Below are 19,410 nucleotides of genomic sequence, written 5' to 3'. Positions count from 1 at the left end.
CCCGCGGTTAGCTTTCCCGCAGCACGGCCAGCAGCCGTCGCGCGGCGGCGACGCGCCGGGCGGCGGGTCCGGTGAGCGTGTCCAGTGCGCATTCCGGGTCCGCGGGCGGACCCATGTGCCCGCAGCCGCGCGGACACTCCGAAACCGCTTGGGCCAGATCGGAAAACGCCAGCACCACGTCGTCGGGTTCGATGTGGGCCAGCCCGAACGAGCGGATTCCCGGGGTGTCGATCACCCAGCCGGAGCTGCCGAACGGCAGCGCCACCGACTGCGTCGACGTGTGTCGGCCCCTGCCGATCTCGGTGACCTCACCGACCGCTCGATCTGCTTGCGGCACAAGCCGATTCACTAACGTCGACTTGCCCACCCCCGAATGTCCCAGCAGCACGGTCACTTTCCCGGTCAGCAGGGGGGCGACGGCGTCCAGCGGGTCGTCGCGGCCCGCCGTCACCACCGTGAGATCCAGGTCGGCGAACTGGGAGGCGAACGGCTCGGCGGGCGCCAGGTCGGTCTTGGTCAGGCACAGGATCGGTGTGAGCCCGCCGGCGTAGGCGGCGATCAGCGCCCGGTCGACCAGGCCGGTGCGCGGCGGCGGATCGGCCAGCGCGACCACGATCAGCAGCTGATCGGCGTTGGCAACGACCACCCGTTCGGTCGGGTCGGTGTCATCGGCGGTGCGGCGCAACACTGTTCGGCGCGGCCCACGCCGCACGATGCGCGCCAGGGTGTCCGGCCGTCCGGACAGGTCGCCCACCACCTCGACGTCGTCGCCGACGACGATCGGTGTGCGGCCCAGCTCGCGCGCCCGCATCGCGGTGACCCGACGGATCGGGTCGCCGTCGAGCACGCATCCCCAGCGGCCGCGGTCGACGCTGACCACCATGGCCGGCTTGGCGTCGGCGTGGCGCGGTCGAATCTTGGTCCGGGGGCGCGAGCCGCGCCCGGAGCGGATTCTGACGTCTGACTCGTCGTAATCGCCGGGCCTCAACCGCGCGACTCCCGGACCATGTCGGCCCACAGCCGCGGAAACTGCGGCAGCGTCTTGGCGGTGGTGGCGATGTCGTCCACCTCGACGCCGGGTACCCGCAGGCCGACGATCGCGCCGGCCGTCGCCATCCGGTGATCGGCATAGGAATGCCAGACGCCGGAATGTAGTGGCGTAGCAGTGATTTCCAGACCGTCCGGAGTCTCCTGGCAGTTGCCGCCCAGCCGGTTGATCTCGCTGCTCAACGCGGCGAGCCGGTCGGTTTCGTGGCCGCGCAGATGGGCGATGCCGCTCAGTCGCGACACCGAGCCCGGGGTGGCCAGCGCGGCGAGCGCCGCGACGGACGGGGTGAGCTCACCGACGTCGCGCAGATCGACGTCGAACCCGTGGTATGCCGCCGGCCCGCGCACCTCCAGATACGAATCGGCTTGGGTGACAACCGTATCCAGCTTCCGCAAAATGCGCAGGATGGCATCGGCGGGTTGGATGGCCGCCGGCGGCCAGCCGGTGATGCGAACCGTGCCGCCGCTGACCACCGCCGCCGCCAGGAACGGGACGGCGTTGGACAGATCCGGCTCGATGTCCCAGTGCCGGGCGGCGACCGGGCCGGGACGTACCCGCCAACGGTTAGGCGCGGAGTCGTCGACGTCGACGCCCGCCTGACGCAGCATCGCAACCGTCATCGCGATGTGCGGCGCCGACGGCAGCGCCGCGCCGGTGTGCCGGACGGTCAAGCCCTCGGTGAACGACGCCCCGGACAGCAGCAGCCCGGAGACGAATTGCGACGACGCCGACGCGTCGATCGCCACGGTGCCGCCGGCGACCGATCCGGCGCCGCGCACCCGGAACGGCATGCGGTCGCCGGCGACGTCGACGCCGAGGCCGCGCAGCGCGTCCAGCAACGGCGCGATTGGACGGGTCCGGGCCTGCTCGTCGCCGTCGAAGGTGACCGTCGCGGCGCCCAGCGCGGCCAGCGGCGGCACGAATCGCAGCACGGTGCCGGCCAGCCCGCAATCGATCCGGGCATCCGGCGCCGGGACGATTTGCCCGCTGACGGTCAGCTCGGAGCCGGCGCTGTCGACGCGCAGCCCCAGTGTCTGCAGCGCGCCGATCATCAGGTCGGTGTCGCGGCTGCGCAGCGCACCGCTGATCGTCGAGACACCGCTGGCCAACGCCGCGAGCACCAGCGCGCGATTGGTCTGCGATTTCGAGCCCGGCACGGTCACCGTCGCCTTGACAGGTGACGGCATCGTCGGTGCCGGCCAGGTGCTCATGCATCCATCATCGCCTACCGGGGCGATCGCAAGCGCGGCGAAGCCGGGCGCAGGGGGTCGCCCGACAACCGAGCAGGCACCATGGAGGTATGTGCGGACGATTCGCGGTCACCACCGACCCCGCTGCCCTCGCCGAGAAGATCCAGGCGCTCGATGAAACAAGGGCGGCGCGCTCAGACCCGGCCGCCCCGAACTACAACGTCGCACCCACCACGACGATCACCACCGTGGTTCGCCGCCACGACGAACCCGACGACGAGCCCACCCGACGGGTGCGGCTCATGCGCTGGGGGCTGGTGCCGCCGTGGGCCAAGGCGGGACCCGACGGTGCGCCCGAGTCCAAGGGCCCGCAGCTCATCAACGCCCGCGCCGACAAGGTCACCACGTCGCCAGCGTTTCGTGCCAGCGCGAAATCCAAGCGGTGCCTGGTCCCGATGGACGGCTACTACGAGTGGCGGGCGAACCCCGAGGGCAAGAAGACTCGCAAGACGCCGTTCTACATGTACCGCGAAGACGGCGAGCCGCTGTTCATGGCGGGGCTGTGGTCGGTATGGAAACCGGCCAAAGACGCTTCGCCGCTGCTGAGTTGCACGATCATCACCACCGACGCGGTCGGCGAGCTCGCCGAGATCCACGACCGGATGCCGTTGGTGGTGGCCGAAAAGGATTGGGACCGTTGGCTGGATCCCGACGCTCCGCCCGACGACGAACTGCTGGCCGGTCCGCCGGACGTGCGCGGCATCCGGATGCGGGAGATCTCGACGCTGGTCAACAATGTGCGCAACAACGGCCCGGAACTGATCGAGCCGGTTAAGCTGCAGCCCGAGCAGGCGACGTTGCTCTGAAGTCGGCGAAACTGAGGTAGTCGGCTACTCTAGGCGGCTCGCCCTGCCCGGCGGCATCATCCCACGATGACCGCGACCGAGCACAAGACCGACGCGTCGACGATTGTCGTGCGCAACCCCGCCGACGGACACGTGGTGGGCGCCGTTCCGATCGAGACGTCCGATACCGTCGCTGCGAAAGCGCGAGAGCTGCGCCTGTTCCAGCCCCAATGGGAAGCTCTCGGCCCGCGCGGACGCAAGCGGTGGCTGCTCAAGTACCAGGACTGGGTGCTCGACAACGCCGAGCGCATCATCGACGTGGTCCAGTCCGAGACCGGCAAGACGCGCGCCGACGCCAGCGGCGAGCCGACCGTCACCGCTTCGCTGCTCGACTACTGGGCCCGTCACGCCGAGCGGTTCCTCGCCGACGAGCAGCCCCGGTCGTTCAACCCGCTCGCAATGACGAAGAAACTCACCACCACGTACCGGCCGTATCCGGTGGTTGGCGTCATCACCCCGTGGAACTTCCCGTTCCTGATGCCTGGATTAGACACAATTCCCGCTTTGGCCGCCGGCGCCGCCGTGCTGCTGAAGCCCTCGGAGGTGACGCCGCTGTCCGCGGTCGAGTTCGTGCACGGCTGGACCGAGATCGGCGCGCCGCCGGTGCTCGCGCTGGCGACCGGCTACGGCGACACCGGCGCGGCGGTCATCGCCAACGTCGACTTCGTGCAGTTCACCGGATCCACCGCCACCGGCAAGAAGGTGGCGGTCGCCTGCGCGGAGCGGCTCCTTCCCTACAGTCTCGAGCTCGGCGGCAAAGACCCGGCGCTGGTGCTGGCAGACGCCGACCTGGAGCGGGCCGCCAACGGAATCGCTTGGGGCGGAATGTACAACGCTGGCCAGGTATGCGTATCGGTGGAGCGGGTCTACGTCGAGGCGCCGGTGTACGACGAGTTCGTAGCCAAGCTCACCGAGAACGTCCGGCGGCTGCGGCAGGGCCAAGACGATCGCAATTTCAAGTTCGACGTCGGGGCGCTGGCCACCAGCAAGCAACGCGACATCGTGCAGCGCCACGTCGACGAGGCGGTGGCGGCCGGCGCTCGCGCGGTGACCGGCGGCAAGCCGACCGGAACCGGAACATTCTTCGAGCCAACGGTTCTCGTCGACGTCGACCAATCGATGTCCTGCATGACCGAGGAGACGTTCGGGCCCACGCTGCCGGTGGTCAAGGTCGCCGACGAGGACGAGGCGATCCGGCTGGCCAACGATTCGGTGTACGGCCTGTCGGCCACGGTGTGGACCGGCGACAAGGATCGCGGCGAACGGATCGCTCGCCGGCTCGACGTCGGCGCGGTCAACATCAACGACGCCATTTCGAATGCGTTCGCCTACGACATCCCGATGGGCGGCTGGAAGCACTCGGGTGTCGGTACCCGCATGGGGGGCGCTGCCGGGCTGCTCAAATACTGTCGCCCCCAAGCGATCACGGCGCCGCGCGTACCGACCCCCACCAAGGAGCTGCTGTGGTATCCGGTGTCGTCGCGACGGGTCAAGTTCGCGCTGGGCCTGTTGCGCGCGTCGGCCGCGCGCGGCGTGCGACGGCTGGGCATCGCGCCGAAGGGGGCGGCCCGATGAAGTGCTGGGGAGCTGTGCTGCGCGGTATCGGCAAGGACTGGGAAATCTGCGACATCACCCTGGATCCGCCGCGGACCGGCGAGGTGCTGGTGAAGATGTCGGTGGCCGGGCTATGTGATTCCGACGACCACTTTGCCACCGGCGACCTGGTTCCCGGCCCGGAAATCGTAGAGATGATGCGCGCCAACGGGATCGAGTTTCCCGAGCTCTTTCCGCTGCTGGGCGGTCACGAGGGAGCGGGGGTCGTGGCCGAGGTCGGTCCGGAGGTTCACTCGGTGCAGCCCGGCGACCGGGTGTCGATGTCGTTCATCGCCGCTTGTGGGGCCTGCCGCTGGTGTGTGTCGGGTGCGACGTACCTGTGCGACGTGGGCGCCGCCATGTTCGCCAGGGAGATGACGACCGACGGTACCGTGCGCCGCCACGTCGGCGACGAGGACTTGTTGGCGCTCATGCAGCTGGGTACCTTCGCCGAATACGTGGTGGCGTCGGAGAAATCGGTGATAAAGATCGACGACGCGATCCCGATGCACGCCGCCGCACTGGTGTCCTGCGGCGTGACCACCGGGTGGGGGTCGGGCACGGTGGCCGCCGGGACCGAACCGGGCGACACCGTCGTCGTTTTTGGTATCGGCGGCGTCGGGATGAACGCACTGCAGGGCGCTCGCGCTGCCGGCGCCAAATACGTCGTCGGCGTGGATCCGGTTGCATTCAAGCGTTATTCGGCTCCGATATTCGGCGCCACCCATACCGCGGAATCCGTCGAGGCGGCGTTGCCGCTGGTGCGGGAACTCACGCTGGGTGTGATGGCCGACCGGGTGGTGATCACCGCCGGTGTGGTGCATGCCGACCTGATCGCGCCCGCGATGATGCTGACCCGCAAGGGCGGCAGCTGTGTGCTGACCGGGATGACGCCGTACAGCGAGATGCTGGTGCCGTTGGTGTTGAGCGATATGGCGTTGTTCCACAAGCAGTTGAAGGGAACCATCTACGGCGGGATGAACCCGCGGGCGAGCACCCCGATGCTGTTGTCGATGTACCAGAACGGCAAGTTGAAACTCGACGAACTGGTGTCGCGGGGTTACCGGCTCGAGGAGATCAACGACGCCGTCACCGATATGCGGGAGGGCCGAAACATCCGCGGCATCATCGAGTTCGACTGACTGGCGAGAAGACGCAGAATCGCACTACGCGGGCGTTCCGCGTGCGATTCTGCGTCTTTTCGGGCAGTCAGCGTCAGGCCCGAGCGACTTCCACCATGACGAAGTCGGACTTGGCCGCGCCGCAGTCCGGGCAGCTCCAGTCGTCGGGGATGTCGTCCCACCGGGTGCCGGGGGCGATGCCGTCTTCCGGCCAGCCCTTGGCCTCGTCGTACTCGAAGCCGCACTGCACACACACGAACAGCTTGTAGTCGCTCATTGCATTACCTCCAAGGGTTCGAAGTCGTACTTTTCTCGGACCGCACAGTCGGGGCAGCACCAGTCGTCAGGAATCACATCCCAGCGTGTGCCAGCCGGAAAGCCCTCCCGCGCAGCGCCTTTCGCTTCCTCATACACTTAGCTGCAGCCGGGGCAGCGGTAGGCGGCCATCAGGCCGCCACCGCCCCGTAGCGGGCCAGCACCTTGCCCCGCACCCGCGGGTGGATGTTGGCTTTGGTGATGTCGCCGTCGTAGTGGGTCAGCACCCGGTGGTCCATCAGCTTGCGCCATACCGGCGGGAAGTACGTCACCGCGATCAGCGAGCCGTAACCGGCCGGCAGATTCGGCGAGCCCTCCATGCTGCGCAGGGTCTGGTAGCGGCGCGTCGGGTTGGCGTGGTGGTCGCTGTGCCGCTGCAGGTGGTACAGGAACAGGTTGGTCACCATGTGATCGGAGTTCCAGCTGTGCTGCGGCGTGCAGCGCTCGTAGCGGCCGTTGTCCAGCTTCTGCCGTACCAGCCCGTAGTGCTCGAGGTAGTTCACCGACTCCAACAACGATGCGCCGTAGATTGCCTGGATGATGAGCAGCGGGATCAGCGCCGGGCCGAACACGGCGATCAGCACCGCCCAGAACACCACCGACATCGCCCAGGCGTTGAGCACGTCGTTGGAGGGGTGCCACGGGCTCTTGTTCAGCCGGCGCAGCCGCTGCGCTTCCAAACTCCACGCCGAGCGCAGGCTGCCAAACACGGTGCGCGGCAGGAATTCCCAGAACGTCTCGCCGAACCGGGACGACGCCGGGTCTTCCGGGGTGGCCACTCGCACGTGGTGGCCGCGGTTGTGCTCGATGTAGAAGTGGCCGTAGCAGACCGGGGCCAGGGTAATCTTGGACAGCCAGCGCTCCAATTCGTCTCGCTTGTGGCCTAGTTCGTGTGCGGTGTTGATGCCGACCCCGCCCACGACGCCCACTGTCATCGCCACGCCGAGCTTGCCCAGCCAGCTGAGCGACCCCTCGAAACCCAGCCAGCTCAAGTCGGATGCCGTGAACAGGTAGGCACCCAGGATGGTGCTGGCGTATTGGAACGGAATGTAGGCGTAGACCGAATAGCGGTAGAACCGGTCGTTCTCCAACTGCTGCATCACCTCGTCCGGGGGGTTCTGGCCATCCGAGCCGACCCACAGGTCGAGCGTCGGCAGCAGGACGTACAGCAGGATCGGCCCGATCCAGAACGGCAGCTGAGATCCGGTGTGCCAGCCGAGCCTGTTCAGGCCCCACACAATTGGCAGCACCAAAAACAGCATGGTGGGGACGACCAGGCCCAGCAGCCACAGGTAGCGCTTCTTGTCGCGCCACACAGCGACGTCGGCGCCGGGGTGGATTTGCGTTGTCATGTGGATTTACCTCTCTGCAAGGGACGTGCGGTTCACTCTGGCAGCGGTCCCGCGGTGCGACGACGTCTGCAACCGCTCAAGTTTCCGCGGGCTTCTGGTCTTCGGAAGCCAAAGCCTCACCGGCCTGCCGAGGAATCCTCTGTTCTGTTAGATTATTTCTCGTGGCGAGGTGGGATGCGCGGGGCAGACTGCTCGAGGTGGCGCGACGCCGGTTCGCGGCCGACGGCGCGCTGGGCGCGACGCTGGATGAGGTCCGGCGCGAGGCGAAGGTGAGCGTGGGGGCGCTGTATCACCATTTCCCGGACAAGGCCGCGCTGGCCGCCGCGGTCTATGCCCAGGTGATGAGCGAATACCAAGCGGGATTCATCGCGATGCTGCGCGAACACGCCACCGCCGAGGGCGGAATCCGCGGCGGCGTCGAACATCACCTGCGCTGGGTGGCGGCCAACCGGGCCGAGGCCGCGTTGCTGCTCGGTGACCGGCTCGAAAGCCCCGCCCTGCACGACTCCAACCGTGGCTTCTTCACCGCTATCCGCGACTGGTGGCGCCCGCATCACGCCTACGGCGTGCTGCGGCCGATACAACCCGGTATCACCGCCGCGTTATGGTTCGGTCCCGCACAAGAATTCAGTCGGAATTGGATCTCCGGTGACGAGCCGGACATGCCCGACGCGGCCATCGAAGCGTTCGCCGACGCCGCATGGATGGTGTTGCGCGCCAGGCCAATTGAGGAGGAAGACCAGTGACGAACTCGCTCTACAACGGCATGGTCGCCGACGGCGACGATCCGCAAGCACCGCAACGCATCCGGGTCGACCATCGTGGTGACCGCGCGGTGGTGACGTTCGACGAACCCGACCGGCTCAACGTGCTGTCCGCGCCGCTGGTTCGGCAACTGCGGCGTGCCCTCGAGGAACTCACCGCCGACCCCGAAATTCGTGCCGTGGTGCTGACCGGCGCCGACCCGGGCTTTTCCGCCGGCGGCGACTTGAAGATGATGCGCACGGCGACCGAGCAGTTGACCCAGCCCGAGGGCGTCGCCGACGTGTGGCGGTGGATCCGCCGCGAATTCGGCGGTATCGCAAGGCTTATCGCCGGGTCGGACACCATCTTTGTGGCCGCGCTCAACGGCGCTGCCGCCGGCGTCGGCCTGGCGTGGGCGTTGACCTGTGACATCACCATCGCCAGCGAACATGCGGTGATCGTGCCTGCGTTCGGCCGGCTCGGCCTGATACCGGAGGTCGGCACCAGCTGGGCGCTGACGCGCTGCCTCGGCTACCAAGGCGCGCTCGCCTACTACCTGCGCGGCGAGCACATCGACGCCCACACCGCGCAACGGCTCGGGCTGGTACAGCAGGTCGTCCCGCACGACCACCTTCTCGCGGCGGCCGACGAATGGTGCTCACGCGTCGCCGCTATGCCCGCGCATGCGGTGGCGATGACGAAGCCGCTTCTGCGCGCCGCCGCCGACGCCGGCTGGCACGACGCGCTCACGATGGAGGAGTTCGCCGAGCCAACCTGTTTCACCACCAAGGCATTCGCCGACAGCGTGCACGCCATGCTGACCCGGTGAGCGCTCGCGCCACTTACGACCGGGTCGGGCAGTCGTATTCGGCTACCCGCCAACCTGATCCACGCATCGCTGCGGCGATCGACGAAGCACTGCAAGGCATGGCGACCGTCGCGAATATCGGAGCCGGGGCCGGCTCCTACGAACCGCCCAACACCGTCGTCGCGGTCGAACCAAGCGGGGTCATGATCGCCCAACGCCGGGCCGTCGCCGCGCCGGTAATCCGCGCCGTCGCCGAACATCTGCCGATCCGCACCGACGCCGTCGATGCCGCACTCGCCATCCTGACCATTCACCACTGGTCTGATGTCGCGGCCGGGGTCGCCGAGATGATCCGCGTCGCCCGTCGCCGCGTGGTGATTTTCACCTGGGACGACACCGTCTTTCGTGAATTCTGGCTGCTGCGCGAATATCTCCCCACCGCCGCGGACACCGACGCACAGCTGGCCGTGCCCATCGCCGAACTCGTGTCGCTGCTGGGCCATGCGTCGGTCCGGACGGTGGCGATTCCACACGACTGCGTCGACGGATTCGGCGGAGCCTACTGGCGTCGCCCGCAGGCCTACCTTGACCCGACGGTCAGAGCCGGGATGTCGATGCTCGCTTTGACGGCCAAACCGGCAGTGCAGCAAGGCTTGTCACGGCTGAGCGCCGATCTGGACAGTGGCGAGTGGACGCATCGGCACGCCGACCTTCTCGACCAGCCAGAGCTCGATCTGGGATATCGGCTGGTCGTTTCGGATCAGGCTTGAATGCCGGCGGTCACCGCGCCGGTAAGCCGGATCAGGTCGCCCGGCGCGACGGCGACGTCCCAGCCCCGCCGGCCCGCGCTGCAAAACACCCGATCCCAACCCAGCGCGTCGACGTCGACGACGGTCGGCAACCGCTTTCGCTGCCCGAACGGCGATACCGCGCCCACCACATATCCCGTCGCCCGCTCCGCGCTGGTCCGGTCGGCCATTGTCGCGCGCGAAAAACCCAACGCCGCCGCGGCCGCCTTCAACGACAACCGCGCCACAGCCGGCAGCATCGCAACTGCCAGCCCGTCGGGACCGGCGATCACCAGCGTCTTGTAAATCTGTTCTGCTGCAATGTCGCCCGCCTCGGTCAACGCGCGGACGGCCTCGTCGCCGAAGGACCCCTCTCGCGCATCGTGACCGAACTTCACCACCTCGTGCGGCACACCCGCAGCGGCTAGGGCGGCCAGCGCCGGCGTCGCCCTACTGCTGGACATACCCCGGCGGGTTGGGGGATTCCACCCACAGGTCGACCCCGAGCTCGCCACCCGGTGTGCAGTCGTACACCGACAGGTCGGTGACCCCGGACTCCACCAGCACGTCCTCGCACAACACCGAGTTGCCGGTGTATTCGGTAGCGGGTTTGTTGAGGATCACGTAGGCCGCGTCGGCGTACACCTCGGGTTTGCGGGCGCGCGCCATCGCCGCCTCGCCGCCCAGCAGGTTCTGCACCGCGGCGGTGGCGACCAGCGTGCGTGGCCACAGCGTGTTGGACGCGATCCCGTCGTCGCGCAGCTCTTCGGCGATTCCCAACGCGCACAACGTCATTCCGAACTTGGCCATCATGTACGCCGTCGGTTTGAGCCATTTCGGTTCGAGCAGCACCGGCGGCGACAGCGTCAGGATGTGCGGGTTCTCCCGGCCCTTCATGTGCGGAATGCAGGCCGCCGACACCGCATAGGTGCCGCGCACCTGGATGCCGTTCATCAGGTCGAACCGCTTGAGCGGCACCTCGGTGATCGAGCCCAGGTTGATCGCTGACGCGTTGTTCACGCAGATGTCGATGCCGCCGAACTGCTCGACGGTCTTGGCCACCGCTGCCTCGACCGAGTCGCCGTCGCGGATGTCCCCGACGATCGGCAGCGCCTGGCCGCCGGCCTCCTCGAGTTCCTTGGCCGCGGTGTAGACCGTTCCGGGCAGCTTGGGGTGCGGCTCGGCGGTCTTGGCGATCAGCGCGATGTTGGCGCCGTCGCGGGCGGCCCGCTTGGCGATCGCCAGGCCGATTCCGCGGCTGGCACCCGAAATGAACATGGTCTTGCCGTTCAAAGACATGGCCGTCACATTAGCGCCGGGCGCCCCGGCTCCGGACTGCGGTCGGCTAAACAGCCACCGGAAATAGCGGGATGGTCGATGCTGTTGACAGATGCGGTTCTGCGGGAGATACCCGAAAGACACTTGTCGGTCGCAGCCTCTAGATTGGGCAGAAGGGGAGTCTGGTGTCGACGGCGATGTGCCAGATGGAGCGTCCGGTGTTGGTGCCCGGGCTGTCCGGTGATGCCCCGACAGAAGGGACTGTGTTAACCAAGATGGCCGACAGCGATGCCGCGATCGGGCCCGAGGTGCCCGCACCCGATCCCATGGAGGAGGCGGACGAGCAGCTCACGGCACGCTTCGAACGCGACGCGATTCCCCTGCTGGACCAGCTCTACGGCGGCGCGCTGCGCATGACGCGCAACCCCGCCGACGCCGAAGACCTGCTCCAGGAAACCATGGTCAAGGCGTACGCCGGTTTCCGCTCGTTCACGCCGGGCACCAACCTCAAGGCGTGGCTCTACCGCATTCTGACCAACACGTACATCAACAACTACCGCAAAAAGCAGCGCCAGCCTGCCCAGTACCCGACCGACGAGATCACCGACTGGCAGCTGGCTGCCACCGCTGAGCACTCCTCCACGGGCTTGCGCTCCGCCGAGGTCGAGGCCCTCGAGTCGCTACCGGATACCGAGATCAAAGAGGCACTGCAGGCCTTGCCGGAGGACTTTCGGATGGCGGTGTACTACGCAGACGTCGAAGGTTTCCCGTACAAGGAGATCGCCGAAATCATGGACACGCCAATCGGGACAGTGATGTCGCGGTTGCACCGCGGCAGACGTCAGCTGCGCGGTTTGTTGGCCGATGTCGCCAAGGAGCGGGGTTTCCTCCGCGGTGACCAAGCGCCGGAGGAGGTGTCGTCGTGACCGACTTCTCCTGCGATTCCGGCGCCACCAGCTCGGATGTTGACTGCGCGCAAGTGCTCGCGGAGGTATGGACGCTGCTCGACGGTGAGTGCACGCCGGAGACGCGACAGAAATTGCGCCACCACCTCGAGGAATGCCCGGGATGCCTGCGGCACTACGGCCTCGAGGAGCGCATCAAGGCGCTGATCGCCATGAAATGCCGGGGCGAAAAGGCTCCGGAGGGCCTTCGCGAGCGGCTACGGCTCGAGATCAGCCGCACCACGATCATCCGGAGCCGGCAGCGTTAGTGGCGAGCCCCAGCGCGGCGGAGCCGGGCGCTGGGGCTCGCCACCGAAGTCTTAGGAGTTGGGCCGCTTGCCGTGGTTGGCCTTGCTGTGCTTGCGGTCGCGCTTCTTCCGGCCACGCTTGGCCATGACTGATCCTCCTTGCAGCTTTACCGGCAGGTCAGTCTTTCATGTGGCGGCTGTTGTCCGCCGACCGGGCTACACCACCGGGACGTTCTGAGCCGGGACCGCCGGGTTGGTCACCGCCGGCGCCGGGATGCCGGGCGATGTCGGCAGGGCCGGGGTTTGGCCGGGTGTGAGCGCGCCGGGCGACGCTGGCAACGCCGGGCTTTGGCCGGGCGTGACAGTACCGGGATACGCCGGCAGGGCCGGGGTCTGGCCCGGCAAGGCGGTACCGGGGATGGTCGTCCCGGGCGGCAGGGTGCCGAGAGTGCCGGGCGGCATCGTGCCGAGCGTGCCGGGAGTCGTGGCCCCCGGCGACAGGGTGCTGGGCAGAGCCCCTCCCGGTGAGAGCAGGCTCGGGTCGGAGGTCGCGGGCATGAACAGCGAACCACTGCCCGGCAAGACGGCGTTCAGCAGATTTCCCAGTTCACCGAAAATCGCGTTGGCGATGTTCACGCCGTTGCCGGACACGGCGGGGACAGGCGCGGGCACCGGGTCGTCGACGAGCACAGGTTGCTGGGGAGCCGCCCCGGCAACACCGCTGCCCCAGCCGATCGCGGCGAATGCCGCCAGCGCGAGTCCCGCGCCGGCAGCCGCTCGAACCAGTGGGTCGTAAGACGTCGGAATTGCAAACACGTTCGCGGACAACAGAATTACTCCTCCACTCAACTGAGGCACCCTAAGCGCTTCAGACACTCAAGTCACTCAGGCAACACTGGTATTCAATAGTCACAGAAGGAACACGACACGATCACAGATCGGACTCTATGGATTTGCTTACGAATCTTTGGATTTGCTTATCCGTACGGTCGTCGCGGCCGGGCCACTCTCGGCGCACCGGCGTCAGCCGGTTGTGGTTCGATAAGGCGACAGATTGCGACCGGCTGGGTGACGAACGGGGTGATGATGGCCGAGGACGTCCGCGCGGAGATCGTGGCCAGCGTGCTGGAAGTCGTGGTCAACGAGGGCGACCAGGTCAGCGAGGGCGACACCGTGGTGCTGCTGGAGTCGATGAAGATGGAGATTCCGGTCCTGGCCGAAGTCGCCGGCACGGTAAGCAAAGTCAGCGTATCGGTGGGAGATGTCATCCAGGCCGGCGACCTCATCGCCGTCATCAGCTAAGGCCCTGTCGAAGCCGGGAGTGAGCCATGTCGACTCTCGGTGACCTGCTCGCCGAACACACCGTCCTTCCGGGCAATGCCGTCGACCACCTGCACGCCGTGGTCGGGGAGTGGCAGCTACTGGCCGACCTGTCCTTCGCCGACTACCTGATGTGGGTGCGCCGCGACGACGGCACGCTGGTGTGCGTCGCGCAATGCCGGCCCAACACCGCGCCGACGGTCCTGCTGCGCGACGCCGTCGGCACCGTCTTTCCCCCCAAGAAGGCGCCGCTGGTCGCCGCGGCGTTCGAATCCGGCGCCATCCAGCGCGGAAACGTTGCGGCGCAAGACGATTTGCAGCTACAGACCGGGCTCAACGTCGAGGCGGTCCCGGTCCGCTACGGCGAGCGGGTGGTGGCCGTGCTGAGCCATCAGACCGCGGTGGCGCCCGACCGCCAAATCAGCCCGCTGGAGACCGCCTACCGCGACTGTGCCGCCGACCTGGTCCACATGCTCTCCGAGGGCACGTTTCCCAACGTCGGCGACGTGGCGATGTCGCGGTCCAGCCCGCGCGCAGGCGACGGTTTCATCCGGCTCGATGTCAACGGCGTGGTGTGCTACGCGAGCCCGAACGCGCTGTCGGCTTATCACCGGATGGGGTTGACCTCAGAACTGGAGGGCCACAACCTGATTGACGTCACCCGGCCGCTGATCTCCGACCCGTTCGAGGCGCAAGAACTGGCCGACCACGTGCAGGACTCGCTGGCCGGCGGAGCGAGCATGCGGATGGAGGTCGACGCCGGCGGGGCGGCGGTGCTGCTGCGCACGCTGCCTTTAGTGGTGCACGGCGCGGCGGCCGGTGCGGCGGTGCTGGTGCGTGACGTGACCGAGGTCAAGCGCCGCGATCGTGCGCTGATGTCCAAGGACGCCACCATCCGCGAGATCCACCACCGGGTCAAAAACAACTTGCAGACGGTGGCGGCGCTGCTGCGCCTGCAGGCCCGCCGCACCACCAACCCCGAAGGGCGGGAGGCGCTGATCGAGTCGGTACGGCGGGTGTCGTCGATCGCGTTGGTCCACGACGCGCTGTCGATGTCGGTCGACGAGGAGGTCAACCTCGACGAGGTGATCGACCGGATCCTGCCGATCATGAACGACGTGGCAACCGTTGACACGCCGATCCGGATCAACCGGGTAGGCATGCTGGGCGTGCTGGACTCCGATCGCGCCACGGCGCTGATCATGGTGATCACCGAGCTGGTGCAGAACGCCATCGAGCACGCCTTCGAGCCGGAAGCGGCGCAAGGGTCGGTGACTATTCGTTCCGAGCGCTCGGCCCGCTGGCTCGACGTGGTCGTCCACGACAATGGCCGCGGACTGCCCGACGGGTTCAGCGTCGAGAAATCCGATCGGCTGGGCCTGCAGATCGTGCGCACACTGGTAACCGCCGAGCTCGACGGGTCGCTGCGGATGAACGATGCCGCCGACGGCGGCACCGACGTCGTCCTGCGTGTCCCGATCGGCCGTCGCGCCAGGCTCGTGCAATAGGTTGCGTGGCGACCCCGTACGCAAGCTCGCGGCCCCGACACTGTCGGGGCCGCGAGAGTTAAACCGGGTTTTGCGTCAGACTCCGCTGCGGGCCTTCGTCCGGGCGTTGCGGCGCTTCAGCGCGCGACGTTCGTCTTCGCTCATGCCGCCCCACACGCCGGAGTCCTGGCCGGTGTTGAGCGCCCAGGACAAGCATTCGGTGGTCACCGGGCAGCGGTTACAGACCAGTTTCGCGTCGGCGATCTGGGCGAGCGCCGGTCCACTGTTCCCCACCGGGAAGAACAGCTCCGGGTCCTCGTCGCGACAGACCGCCTTGTGGCGCCAATCCATACGTCGTTACTCCTCACTAAGTGCGCAGCACAGCGCACCGGTTTTTTCTTCGGCTGTTAACGCGGGCACAAGAAAATTTCCGTACCGTTGCACGCGATGTTTCGATCGTTTCACAGGCTCAACAGATGTCAATAGCGTGCGTTGGTCCGTGGGCAATCTCACTTTGAGGATCTGTTACCAAATCCCTTAACCAGCTGTACTAGTATGACAGGGCATTTGCCCTCCCGATTTTACGTTAGCGCAGGTCAGGCGGGCTTTTCGCCGGTGGTGCGACGACGGCCAGCGCGTCGCGGACGGCCCGGAACGTCATCTCCTCCCGTACACCTAGGTAATCGCCGTCGAATTGGCTGGCGATCGGCGGACCGTCGCAAGTGACCCGCACGCAGGCCGCGTCGTCGTCGCGGACCAGCTGCTTGGCCTGCATCTTGGGCCGCTTGGCAAACATCTGCCGGACGATCCGCAAGGTGGGGATCACCTTCATGCTCGTGACGCCGAACACCCCCAGCCCGCCCTCGAACCTGCAGTCGGGGTTGGTCCAGATGGGCCGGTTGTTGGCATACGTCCATGGGCTGGAGTTCGACACGAACACGAAATGCACGCCCGACACCGGGTCGCGGCCCGGCAAGTGCAGGGTCAGCGTCGGCTCCCGCCGGGTGGTGGCCAGCGCGGCCGGTACGGCGGTGCGGATGTAGCGCGCAGCGGTGACCTTGCGGCCCTTCTCGCGCTGCGCCTCGACCGCCTTCACCACCTCGGCGTCGACGCCCATCCCGGCGTTGAGCACCGCCCACCGCTCGCCGCAGTCGATCACGCCGATCCGGCGCCATTTCTGCTGGTGGCCGAACTGGTCGAGTAGCCCGATGAGCTGGTTGGTCGCGTTGAGCGGGTCTGGCGAGATCCCCAACGAGCGGGCCAGCACGTTGGCCGACCCCCCCGGCACGATGGCCACCGCCGGGACATGGCCCGTCGGTAGCCGGCCCGGTCGCCCGAGCAGGCCGTTGACCACGTTGCTCACCGTGCCGTCGCCGCCGTGCACGACGAGCAGGTCGACCCCCTCTTCGGTGGCGGCCTGGGCGATCTCGCCACCGTGACCTCGATGGGTGGTGTGCTCGACCCGCAGTTGCAGACGGCTTTTGAGCGCGTGCGCCAAAAGGTCCCGCCCTGCCGGGGTCGTCGACGTCGCAGTGGGGTTGACGATCAGCACGGCGCGCATGACGCAAAAGCCTAGCGGCGATCGCGAAAATCCCACGGGAGTAGGTGGCTACGCTGACGCTGTGAGTGTTCCGGCCGGCGTGCGTGGGGCAGGACTGGTGGTGGCCCTGCAGGGCGCGGCGGCGCTGGTGGTGGCCGCGGTGCTTCTGCTGCGCGGTCTCGGCGGAGCTGACCAGCGTGTGGTCAACGGTTTCGGTACGGCCGTGTGGTTCGCGCTGATCGGCGGCGGCGTGCTGGCCGCGGGGTGCGCCCTGCTGGTCGGTCGGCGTTGGGGCCGCGGACCGGCGGTGTTCGCCGAATTGTTGCTGCTGCCGGTCGCGTGGTACCTCGCGGTCGGCTCACACCGGCCGCTGGCGGGGATTCCGTTGGGCGTCGTGGCGCTGGCCGTGTTGGTGTTGCTGCTCAGTCCGCCCGCCCTGCGCTGGATTTCCGGGGATCAGCGAGGCCCCGCCAGCTCTACCAGCTCCGGACCCGACAGCCGGTAGGTGGTCCACTGCGACTGCGGCCGACCCCCGATGCTGTCGTACAGCGCGATCGCGGCGGTGTTCCAGTTCAGCACCGCCCACGACAGCCGGCTGTAGCCGCGTTCGAGGCATTCGCGGGCCAGCGCTGACAGCAGCGCGCGGGCCAGCCCGCGACGGCGAAACTCGGGGCGAACGTACAAGTCCTCCAAATAGATTCCCGCTACGCCGTCCCAGGTGGAGAAGTTGAGGAACCACAGGGCTGTTGCGGCCACCTCGCCGTCCACCTCGGCGACGTGCCCACGAAGCGTGGTCGGCTCGTCGAAAAGCGCTGCGCGGATTTGTGTTTCGGTGACGGTGCACTGGTCCGGAGCCTGCTCGAAGTCGGCCAGCTGGTGGATCATCGCGGTGATTGCCGCGGCGTCGGTGGGCGCGGCGCGGCGGATGCGCGTCGTCACGGCTGAACTCCCAGCGCGGTCAGGATGGTGACGAATTTCGTTGTTGTCTCGGTCAGTTCGTCGTCGGGATCCGACTCGGCCACGATGCCACCCCCGCAGTGGGCGAGTGCGCTCCGGCGGTCGGCGGACAGCTGGGCGCAGCGGATGGACACCACCCACCGTCCGTCGCCGCGGGCGTCGCACCAACCGACCGCGCCGGCGTAAAAGCCGCGGTCGCCCTCCAGTTCGCCGATGAGCCGGGCCGCGGCATCGGTCGGCACCCCGCCGACCGCCGGGGTGGGATGCAGCGCCAACGCCAAATCCATTGCCGTGGTCGACGTATCGCGCAGCAGTCCGCTGATCGGTGTGCTCAGGTGCCAGAGCGCCGCGGTGCGGCTTAGCTGCGGGGTGGGCGCGATCGTCAGCTCGGTGCACAGCGGCCGCAGCGCTTCGACCATCGCGTCGATGACCAGTTGATGCTCGTGGCGGTTCTTGCCCGAATCGGCCAGTGCGGCAGCGGCGGCGGCGTCGAGCTCGGGATCAGCGGAACGTGGCGCCGAGCCGGCGAACGGCCGGCACGTCACCCGGCCGCCGTCGCGTGCCACCAGCAGCTCGGGGCTGGCGCCGATCAGCGCCATGCCCGTGAACCGGTCGCCCGCCGCCGTCAAATCGACCAGATAGCCGTAGGCGGCAGGGTCTTTGGCGGCCAGCCGGCGCAGGATGACGCGGGCGTCCAGCGGGCCGTCGGCGGCCAGACGCAAGGCGCGGGCCAGCACCACCTTCTGCAGGGCACTGCCCGGTGCGTTCAGTTGGTCGCAGGCGCGTCGCACCCGGGCGCGGTGTTCCTCGGGTGCGGGCACTGCCCCGGCGATGTGCACGCCCGGCAGTGGGTCGGCAGGCCAGCCAGGCAGCGCATCGAAATGCCGCACGGCTCGCGGCGTCATCAATGCAGCGGGCTGAGCAAGTTCAAATGGCAACGCGCCCACCACGATTGGTGCCGCACCGGAGCGCAGTGCGGCCTGCGCGGCGGGCACGTCGTGGTAGGCCGCCCGTACGCCGTCGGCAACCAGAACCCCGGCCGGCCCGCACAACACGAACGGCGGCTCGGCACTCATGGGCGCGGAAGGGTGAGCGCGACGAGCTGCCGGACTCCGTGCTCGAAGCCGCACACCGCGATCGCACCGGCGACCATGCCGAATCGGATCCCGTCGCGCAGCGGCAGCTCGAGCCAGCGCGCGATCACCGCCCGGGAGAAGTGACCGTGCCCGACGAACAGCACGTCGTGCGCCGCCATGTGCCCGAGTGCGAGCGCGACGGCCGCGTCGGCGCGCTCGGTAGCCTGGGCGACGGTCTCGCCGTCGGGGCAACCGTGTGTCCACACCAACCACTCCGGGTCGGATCGGCGGATCTGCGCAGTCGTCAGGCCCTCGTAGGATCCGTAATCCCACTCAGCGATCAGGGGCGACTTCTCGTCGATGGCCAGCCCCGCCAGTTCGGCGGTCGACACGGCCCGTTGGCGGGGGCTGGTGATCACGAGCGGGCGATCCAGGTGCAGTTCTGCGAGTGCCCGCCCGGCGGCCGCGGCCTGGCGGCGTCCGTCGTCGGTGAGCTCGAGATCGGTGCGGCTGGTGTGCTGGCCGGACTTCGACCATTCGGTTTCGCCGTGGCGCAGCAGTACCAGTCGATGGTTCTCTACGCCCATGCCGACCGATTCTGCCTGAAACGCATCGCGATTGACGCGCGGGCAGGATGGGGAAGATGCCAGGATGGCCGTGTGGCCGCGCCGGCGACGACGCGAAGCGGACAGGAGG

General features: G+C 67.9%; 25 protein-coding genes. 11 read left to right on the top strand and 14 right to left on the bottom strand.

All coding sequences use genetic code 11. The features are described 5' to 3' along the window. Window positions 1–7 precede the first annotated feature (7 nt). Together rsgA and aroA are read right to left on the bottom strand one after the other, a co-directional pair. Entirely contained in the window at window positions 8–988 is a 981-nt protein-coding gene (gene rsgA / locus AWC14_RS07830) for a ribosome small subunit-dependent GTPase A (RefSeq protein ID WP_045385186.1), read from the bottom strand. Beyond that, entirely contained in the window at window positions 985–2,259 is a 1,275-nt protein-coding gene (gene aroA / locus AWC14_RS07825) for a 3-phosphoshikimate 1-carboxyvinyltransferase (RefSeq protein ID WP_045385174.1), read from the bottom strand. Before aroA ends, rsgA begins: the two co-directional genes overlap by 4 nt. Before the next feature lie 89 nt (window positions 2,260–2,348). On the opposite strand from aroA, the gene AWC14_RS07820 reads away from it, so the two are divergent. The 3 genes from AWC14_RS07820 (at window position 2,349) to AWC14_RS07810 (ending at window position 5,878) form a co-directional block, all read left to right on the top strand. Continuing rightward, window positions 2,349–3,104: an SOS response-associated peptidase gene (locus AWC14_RS07820; RefSeq protein WP_045385177.1), complete on the top strand. Its 756-nt coding sequence runs from the start codon at window positions 2,349–2,351 to the stop codon at window positions 3,102–3,104. A 66-nt stretch (window positions 3,105–3,170) separates the two neighbouring features. Then, window positions 3,171–4,718 (top strand): aldehyde dehydrogenase family protein, encoded by a 1,548-nt coding sequence (locus tag AWC14_RS07815; protein WP_045385179.1) that lies wholly within the window; start codon window positions 3,171–3,173, stop codon window positions 4,716–4,718. 14 nt (window positions 4,719–4,732) lie between these two features. Continuing rightward, window positions 4,733–5,878 carry an NDMA-dependent alcohol dehydrogenase gene (locus AWC14_RS07810; RefSeq protein ID WP_045385182.1) on the top strand — a complete coding sequence of 382 codons (1,146 nt, stop codon included), beginning with the start codon at window positions 4,733–4,735 and terminating at the stop codon, window positions 5,876–5,878. 73 nt (window positions 5,879–5,951) lie between these two features. On the opposite strand, the gene AWC14_RS07805 is transcribed toward AWC14_RS07810, so the two are convergent. The 3 genes from AWC14_RS07805 to AWC14_RS07795 are packed head-to-tail and all read right to left on the bottom strand — an operon-like array spanning window position 5,952 to window position 7,524. Next, window positions 5,952–6,134, bottom strand: a complete 183-nt coding sequence (locus AWC14_RS07805) for a rubredoxin (RefSeq protein ID WP_045385184.1) — start codon at window positions 6,132–6,134, stop codon at window positions 5,952–5,954. Further along, window positions 6,131–6,271: a rubredoxin gene (locus tag AWC14_RS07800; protein ID WP_169716309.1), complete on the bottom strand. Its 141-nt coding sequence runs from the start codon at window positions 6,269–6,271 to the stop codon at window positions 6,131–6,133. The genes AWC14_RS07805 and AWC14_RS07800 overlap by 4 nt, the downstream gene beginning before the upstream one ends. Window positions 6,272–6,303: 32 nt before the next feature. Beyond that, window positions 6,304–7,524: an alkane 1-monooxygenase gene (locus AWC14_RS07795; protein ID WP_057003337.1), complete on the bottom strand. Its 1,221-nt coding sequence runs from the start codon at window positions 7,522–7,524 to the stop codon at window positions 6,304–6,306. Between the two features lie 161 nt (window positions 7,525–7,685). Between AWC14_RS07795 and AWC14_RS07790 the strand changes: the two genes are divergently transcribed. The 3 genes from AWC14_RS07790 to AWC14_RS07780 are packed head-to-tail and all read left to right on the top strand — an operon-like array spanning window position 7,686 to window position 9,846. Next, a complete protein-coding gene (locus AWC14_RS07790; protein WP_045383541.1) occupies window positions 7,686–8,270 on the top strand; it encodes a TetR/AcrR family transcriptional regulator in 585 nt (194 codons plus the stop codon). 20 nt (window positions 8,271–8,290) lie between these two features. After that, window positions 8,291–9,097, top strand: coding sequence for an enoyl-CoA hydratase/isomerase family protein (locus tag AWC14_RS07785; protein WP_045383605.1), 807 nt, complete (start codon window positions 8,291–8,293; stop codon window positions 9,095–9,097). Then, window positions 9,094–9,846, top strand: coding sequence for a class I SAM-dependent methyltransferase (locus tag AWC14_RS07780; protein ID WP_045383543.1), 753 nt, complete (start codon window positions 9,094–9,096; stop codon window positions 9,844–9,846). Before AWC14_RS07785 ends, AWC14_RS07780 begins: the two co-directional genes overlap by 4 nt. Here AWC14_RS07780 and AWC14_RS07775 read toward each other — a convergent pair. After that, the gene (locus tag AWC14_RS07775; protein ID WP_045383545.1) at window positions 9,837–10,328 is read right to left on the bottom strand and encodes a YbaK/EbsC family protein; all 492 of its coding nucleotides are present in this window, start codon (window positions 10,326–10,328) and stop codon (window positions 9,837–9,839) included. The two genes, AWC14_RS07780 and AWC14_RS07775, sit on opposite strands and share 10 nt — an antisense overlap. After that, on the bottom strand, window positions 10,315–11,163 hold the full coding sequence (locus tag AWC14_RS07770) for an SDR family oxidoreductase (protein ID WP_045383547.1): 849 nt from the start codon (window positions 11,161–11,163) through the stop codon (window positions 10,315–10,317). Before AWC14_RS07770 ends, AWC14_RS07775 begins: the two co-directional genes overlap by 14 nt. Window positions 11,164–11,417: 254 nt before the next feature. Between AWC14_RS07770 and AWC14_RS07765 the strand changes: the two genes are divergently transcribed. Together AWC14_RS07765 and rsrA are read left to right on the top strand one after the other, a co-directional pair. Further along, a complete protein-coding gene (locus AWC14_RS07765; protein WP_162267209.1) occupies window positions 11,418–12,068 on the top strand; it encodes a sigma-70 family RNA polymerase sigma factor in 651 nt (216 codons plus the stop codon). Then, window positions 12,065–12,355 (top strand): mycothiol system anti-sigma-R factor, encoded by a 291-nt coding sequence (rsrA, locus tag AWC14_RS07760; protein ID WP_045383554.1) that lies wholly within the window; start codon window positions 12,065–12,067, stop codon window positions 12,353–12,355. The genes AWC14_RS07765 and rsrA overlap by 4 nt, the downstream gene beginning before the upstream one ends. A gap of 51 nt (window positions 12,356–12,406) precedes the next feature. Here the strand turns inward: rsrA and AWC14_RS30175 are convergent, their stop codons facing one another. Continuing rightward, window positions 12,407–12,481: a 50S ribosomal protein bL37 gene (locus tag AWC14_RS30175; protein ID WP_085976515.1), complete on the bottom strand. Its 75-nt coding sequence runs from the start codon at window positions 12,479–12,481 to the stop codon at window positions 12,407–12,409. 69 nt (window positions 12,482–12,550) lie between these two features. Continuing rightward, window positions 12,551–13,183 (bottom strand): hypothetical protein, encoded by a 633-nt coding sequence (locus AWC14_RS07755; RefSeq protein ID WP_142281604.1) that lies wholly within the window; start codon window positions 13,181–13,183, stop codon window positions 12,551–12,553. A gap of 237 nt (window positions 13,184–13,420) precedes the next feature. On the opposite strand from AWC14_RS07755, the gene AWC14_RS07750 reads away from it, so the two are divergent. Then, a complete protein-coding gene (locus tag AWC14_RS07750; RefSeq protein ID WP_045383610.1) occupies window positions 13,421–13,636 on the top strand; it encodes a biotin/lipoyl-binding carrier protein in 216 nt (71 codons plus the stop codon). A 26-nt stretch (window positions 13,637–13,662) separates the two neighbouring features. Continuing rightward, window positions 13,663–15,162 carry a sensor histidine kinase gene (locus AWC14_RS07745; protein WP_045383557.1) on the top strand — a complete coding sequence of 500 codons (1,500 nt, stop codon included), beginning with the start codon at window positions 13,663–13,665 and terminating at the stop codon, window positions 15,160–15,162. Window positions 15,163–15,237: 75 nt separating this feature from the next. Here the strand turns inward: AWC14_RS07745 and whiB1 are convergent, their stop codons facing one another. Both whiB1 and AWC14_RS07735 read right to left on the bottom strand, forming a co-directional pair. Then, window positions 15,238–15,492 carry a transcriptional regulator WhiB1 gene (gene whiB1 / locus AWC14_RS07740; protein ID WP_023371700.1) on the bottom strand — a complete coding sequence of 85 codons (255 nt, stop codon included), beginning with the start codon at window positions 15,490–15,492 and terminating at the stop codon, window positions 15,238–15,240. A gap of 235 nt (window positions 15,493–15,727) precedes the next feature. Next, complete coding sequence (locus AWC14_RS07735; protein ID WP_045383561.1) at window positions 15,728–16,702, bottom strand: diacylglycerol/lipid kinase family protein; 975 nt, start codon at window positions 16,700–16,702, stop codon at window positions 15,728–15,730. A gap of 61 nt (window positions 16,703–16,763) precedes the next feature. Here AWC14_RS07735 and AWC14_RS07730 point away from each other — a divergent pair, with 61 nt between their 5' ends. Beyond that, window positions 16,764–17,186, top strand: coding sequence for a hypothetical protein (locus tag AWC14_RS07730; protein WP_162267207.1), 423 nt, complete (start codon window positions 16,764–16,766; stop codon window positions 17,184–17,186). Here AWC14_RS07730 and AWC14_RS07725 read toward each other — a convergent pair. Genes AWC14_RS07725 through AWC14_RS07715 form a run of 3 tightly spaced genes read right to left on the bottom strand, consistent with a single transcriptional unit; the run spans window position 17,138 to window position 19,301 of the window. Further along, window positions 17,138–17,620 (bottom strand): GNAT family N-acetyltransferase, encoded by a 483-nt coding sequence (locus tag AWC14_RS07725; protein WP_045383564.1) that lies wholly within the window; start codon window positions 17,618–17,620, stop codon window positions 17,138–17,140. The genes AWC14_RS07730 and AWC14_RS07725 overlap by 49 nt on opposite strands. Continuing rightward, window positions 17,617–18,714 carry an isochorismate synthase gene (locus tag AWC14_RS07720; protein WP_045383566.1) on the bottom strand — a complete coding sequence of 366 codons (1,098 nt, stop codon included), beginning with the start codon at window positions 18,712–18,714 and terminating at the stop codon, window positions 17,617–17,619. Before AWC14_RS07720 ends, AWC14_RS07725 begins: the two co-directional genes overlap by 4 nt. Next, on the bottom strand, window positions 18,711–19,301 hold the full coding sequence (locus tag AWC14_RS07715; protein ID WP_045383569.1) for an acid phosphatase: 591 nt from the start codon (window positions 19,299–19,301) through the stop codon (window positions 18,711–18,713). The genes AWC14_RS07720 and AWC14_RS07715 overlap by 4 nt, the downstream gene beginning before the upstream one ends. Window positions 19,302–19,410: the final 109 nt, after the last annotated feature.

The organism is Mycobacterium kyorinense (genome assembly GCF_002101735.1).
GTDB lineage: Bacteria > Actinomycetota > Actinomycetes > Mycobacteriales > Mycobacteriaceae > Mycobacterium > Mycobacterium kyorinense.
Note: the sequence above shows the minus strand (reverse complement) of the source record. Positions and strands in the feature narration are given on the sequence as shown.

Bases quoted from the DNA above. Each gene is read 5' to 3' on its own strand.
- aroA (WP_045385174.1), bottom strand. From the start codon at position 2,259: ATGAGCACCTGGCCGGCACCGACGATGCCGTCACCTGTCAAGGCGACG.
- AWC14_RS07820 (WP_045385177.1), top strand. From the start codon at position 2,349: ATGTGCGGACGATTCGCGGTCACCACCGACCCCGCTGCCCTCGCCGAG.
- AWC14_RS07815 (WP_045385179.1), top strand. From the start codon at position 3,171: ATGACCGCGACCGAGCACAAGACCGACGCGTCGACGATTGTCGTGCGC.
- AWC14_RS07805 (WP_045385184.1), bottom strand. From the start codon at position 6,134: ATGAGCGACTACAAGCTGTTCGTGTGTGTGCAGTGCGGCTTCGAGTAC.
- AWC14_RS07795 (WP_057003337.1), bottom strand. From the start codon at position 7,524: ATGACAACGCAAATCCACCCCGGCGCCGACGTCGCTGTGTGGCGCGAC.
- AWC14_RS07785 (WP_045383605.1), top strand. From the start codon at position 8,291: ATGGTCGCCGACGGCGACGATCCGCAAGCACCGCAACGCATCCGGGTC.
- AWC14_RS07775 (WP_045383545.1), bottom strand. From the start codon at position 10,328: ATGTCCAGCAGTAGGGCGACGCCGGCGCTGGCCGCCCTAGCCGCTGCG.
- AWC14_RS07770 (WP_045383547.1), bottom strand. From the start codon at position 11,163: ATGTCTTTGAACGGCAAGACCATGTTCATTTCGGGTGCCAGCCGCGGA.
- AWC14_RS07765 (WP_162267209.1), top strand. From the start codon at position 11,418: ATGGCCGACAGCGATGCCGCGATCGGGCCCGAGGTGCCCGCACCCGAT.
- AWC14_RS07750 (WP_045383610.1), top strand. From the start codon at position 13,421: ATGGCCGAGGACGTCCGCGCGGAGATCGTGGCCAGCGTGCTGGAAGTC.
- AWC14_RS07745 (WP_045383557.1), top strand. From the start codon at position 13,663: ATGTCGACTCTCGGTGACCTGCTCGCCGAACACACCGTCCTTCCGGGC.
- whiB1 (WP_023371700.1), bottom strand. From the start codon at position 15,492: ATGGATTGGCGCCACAAGGCGGTCTGTCGCGACGAGGACCCGGAGCTG.
- AWC14_RS07735 (WP_045383561.1), bottom strand. From the start codon at position 16,702: ATGCGCGCCGTGCTGATCGTCAACCCCACTGCGACGTCGACGACCCCG.
- AWC14_RS07720 (WP_045383566.1), bottom strand. From the start codon at position 18,714: ATGAGTGCCGAGCCGCCGTTCGTGTTGTGCGGGCCGGCCGGGGTTCTG.
- AWC14_RS07715 (WP_045383569.1), bottom strand. From the start codon at position 19,301: ATGGGCGTAGAGAACCATCGACTGGTACTGCTGCGCCACGGCGAAACC.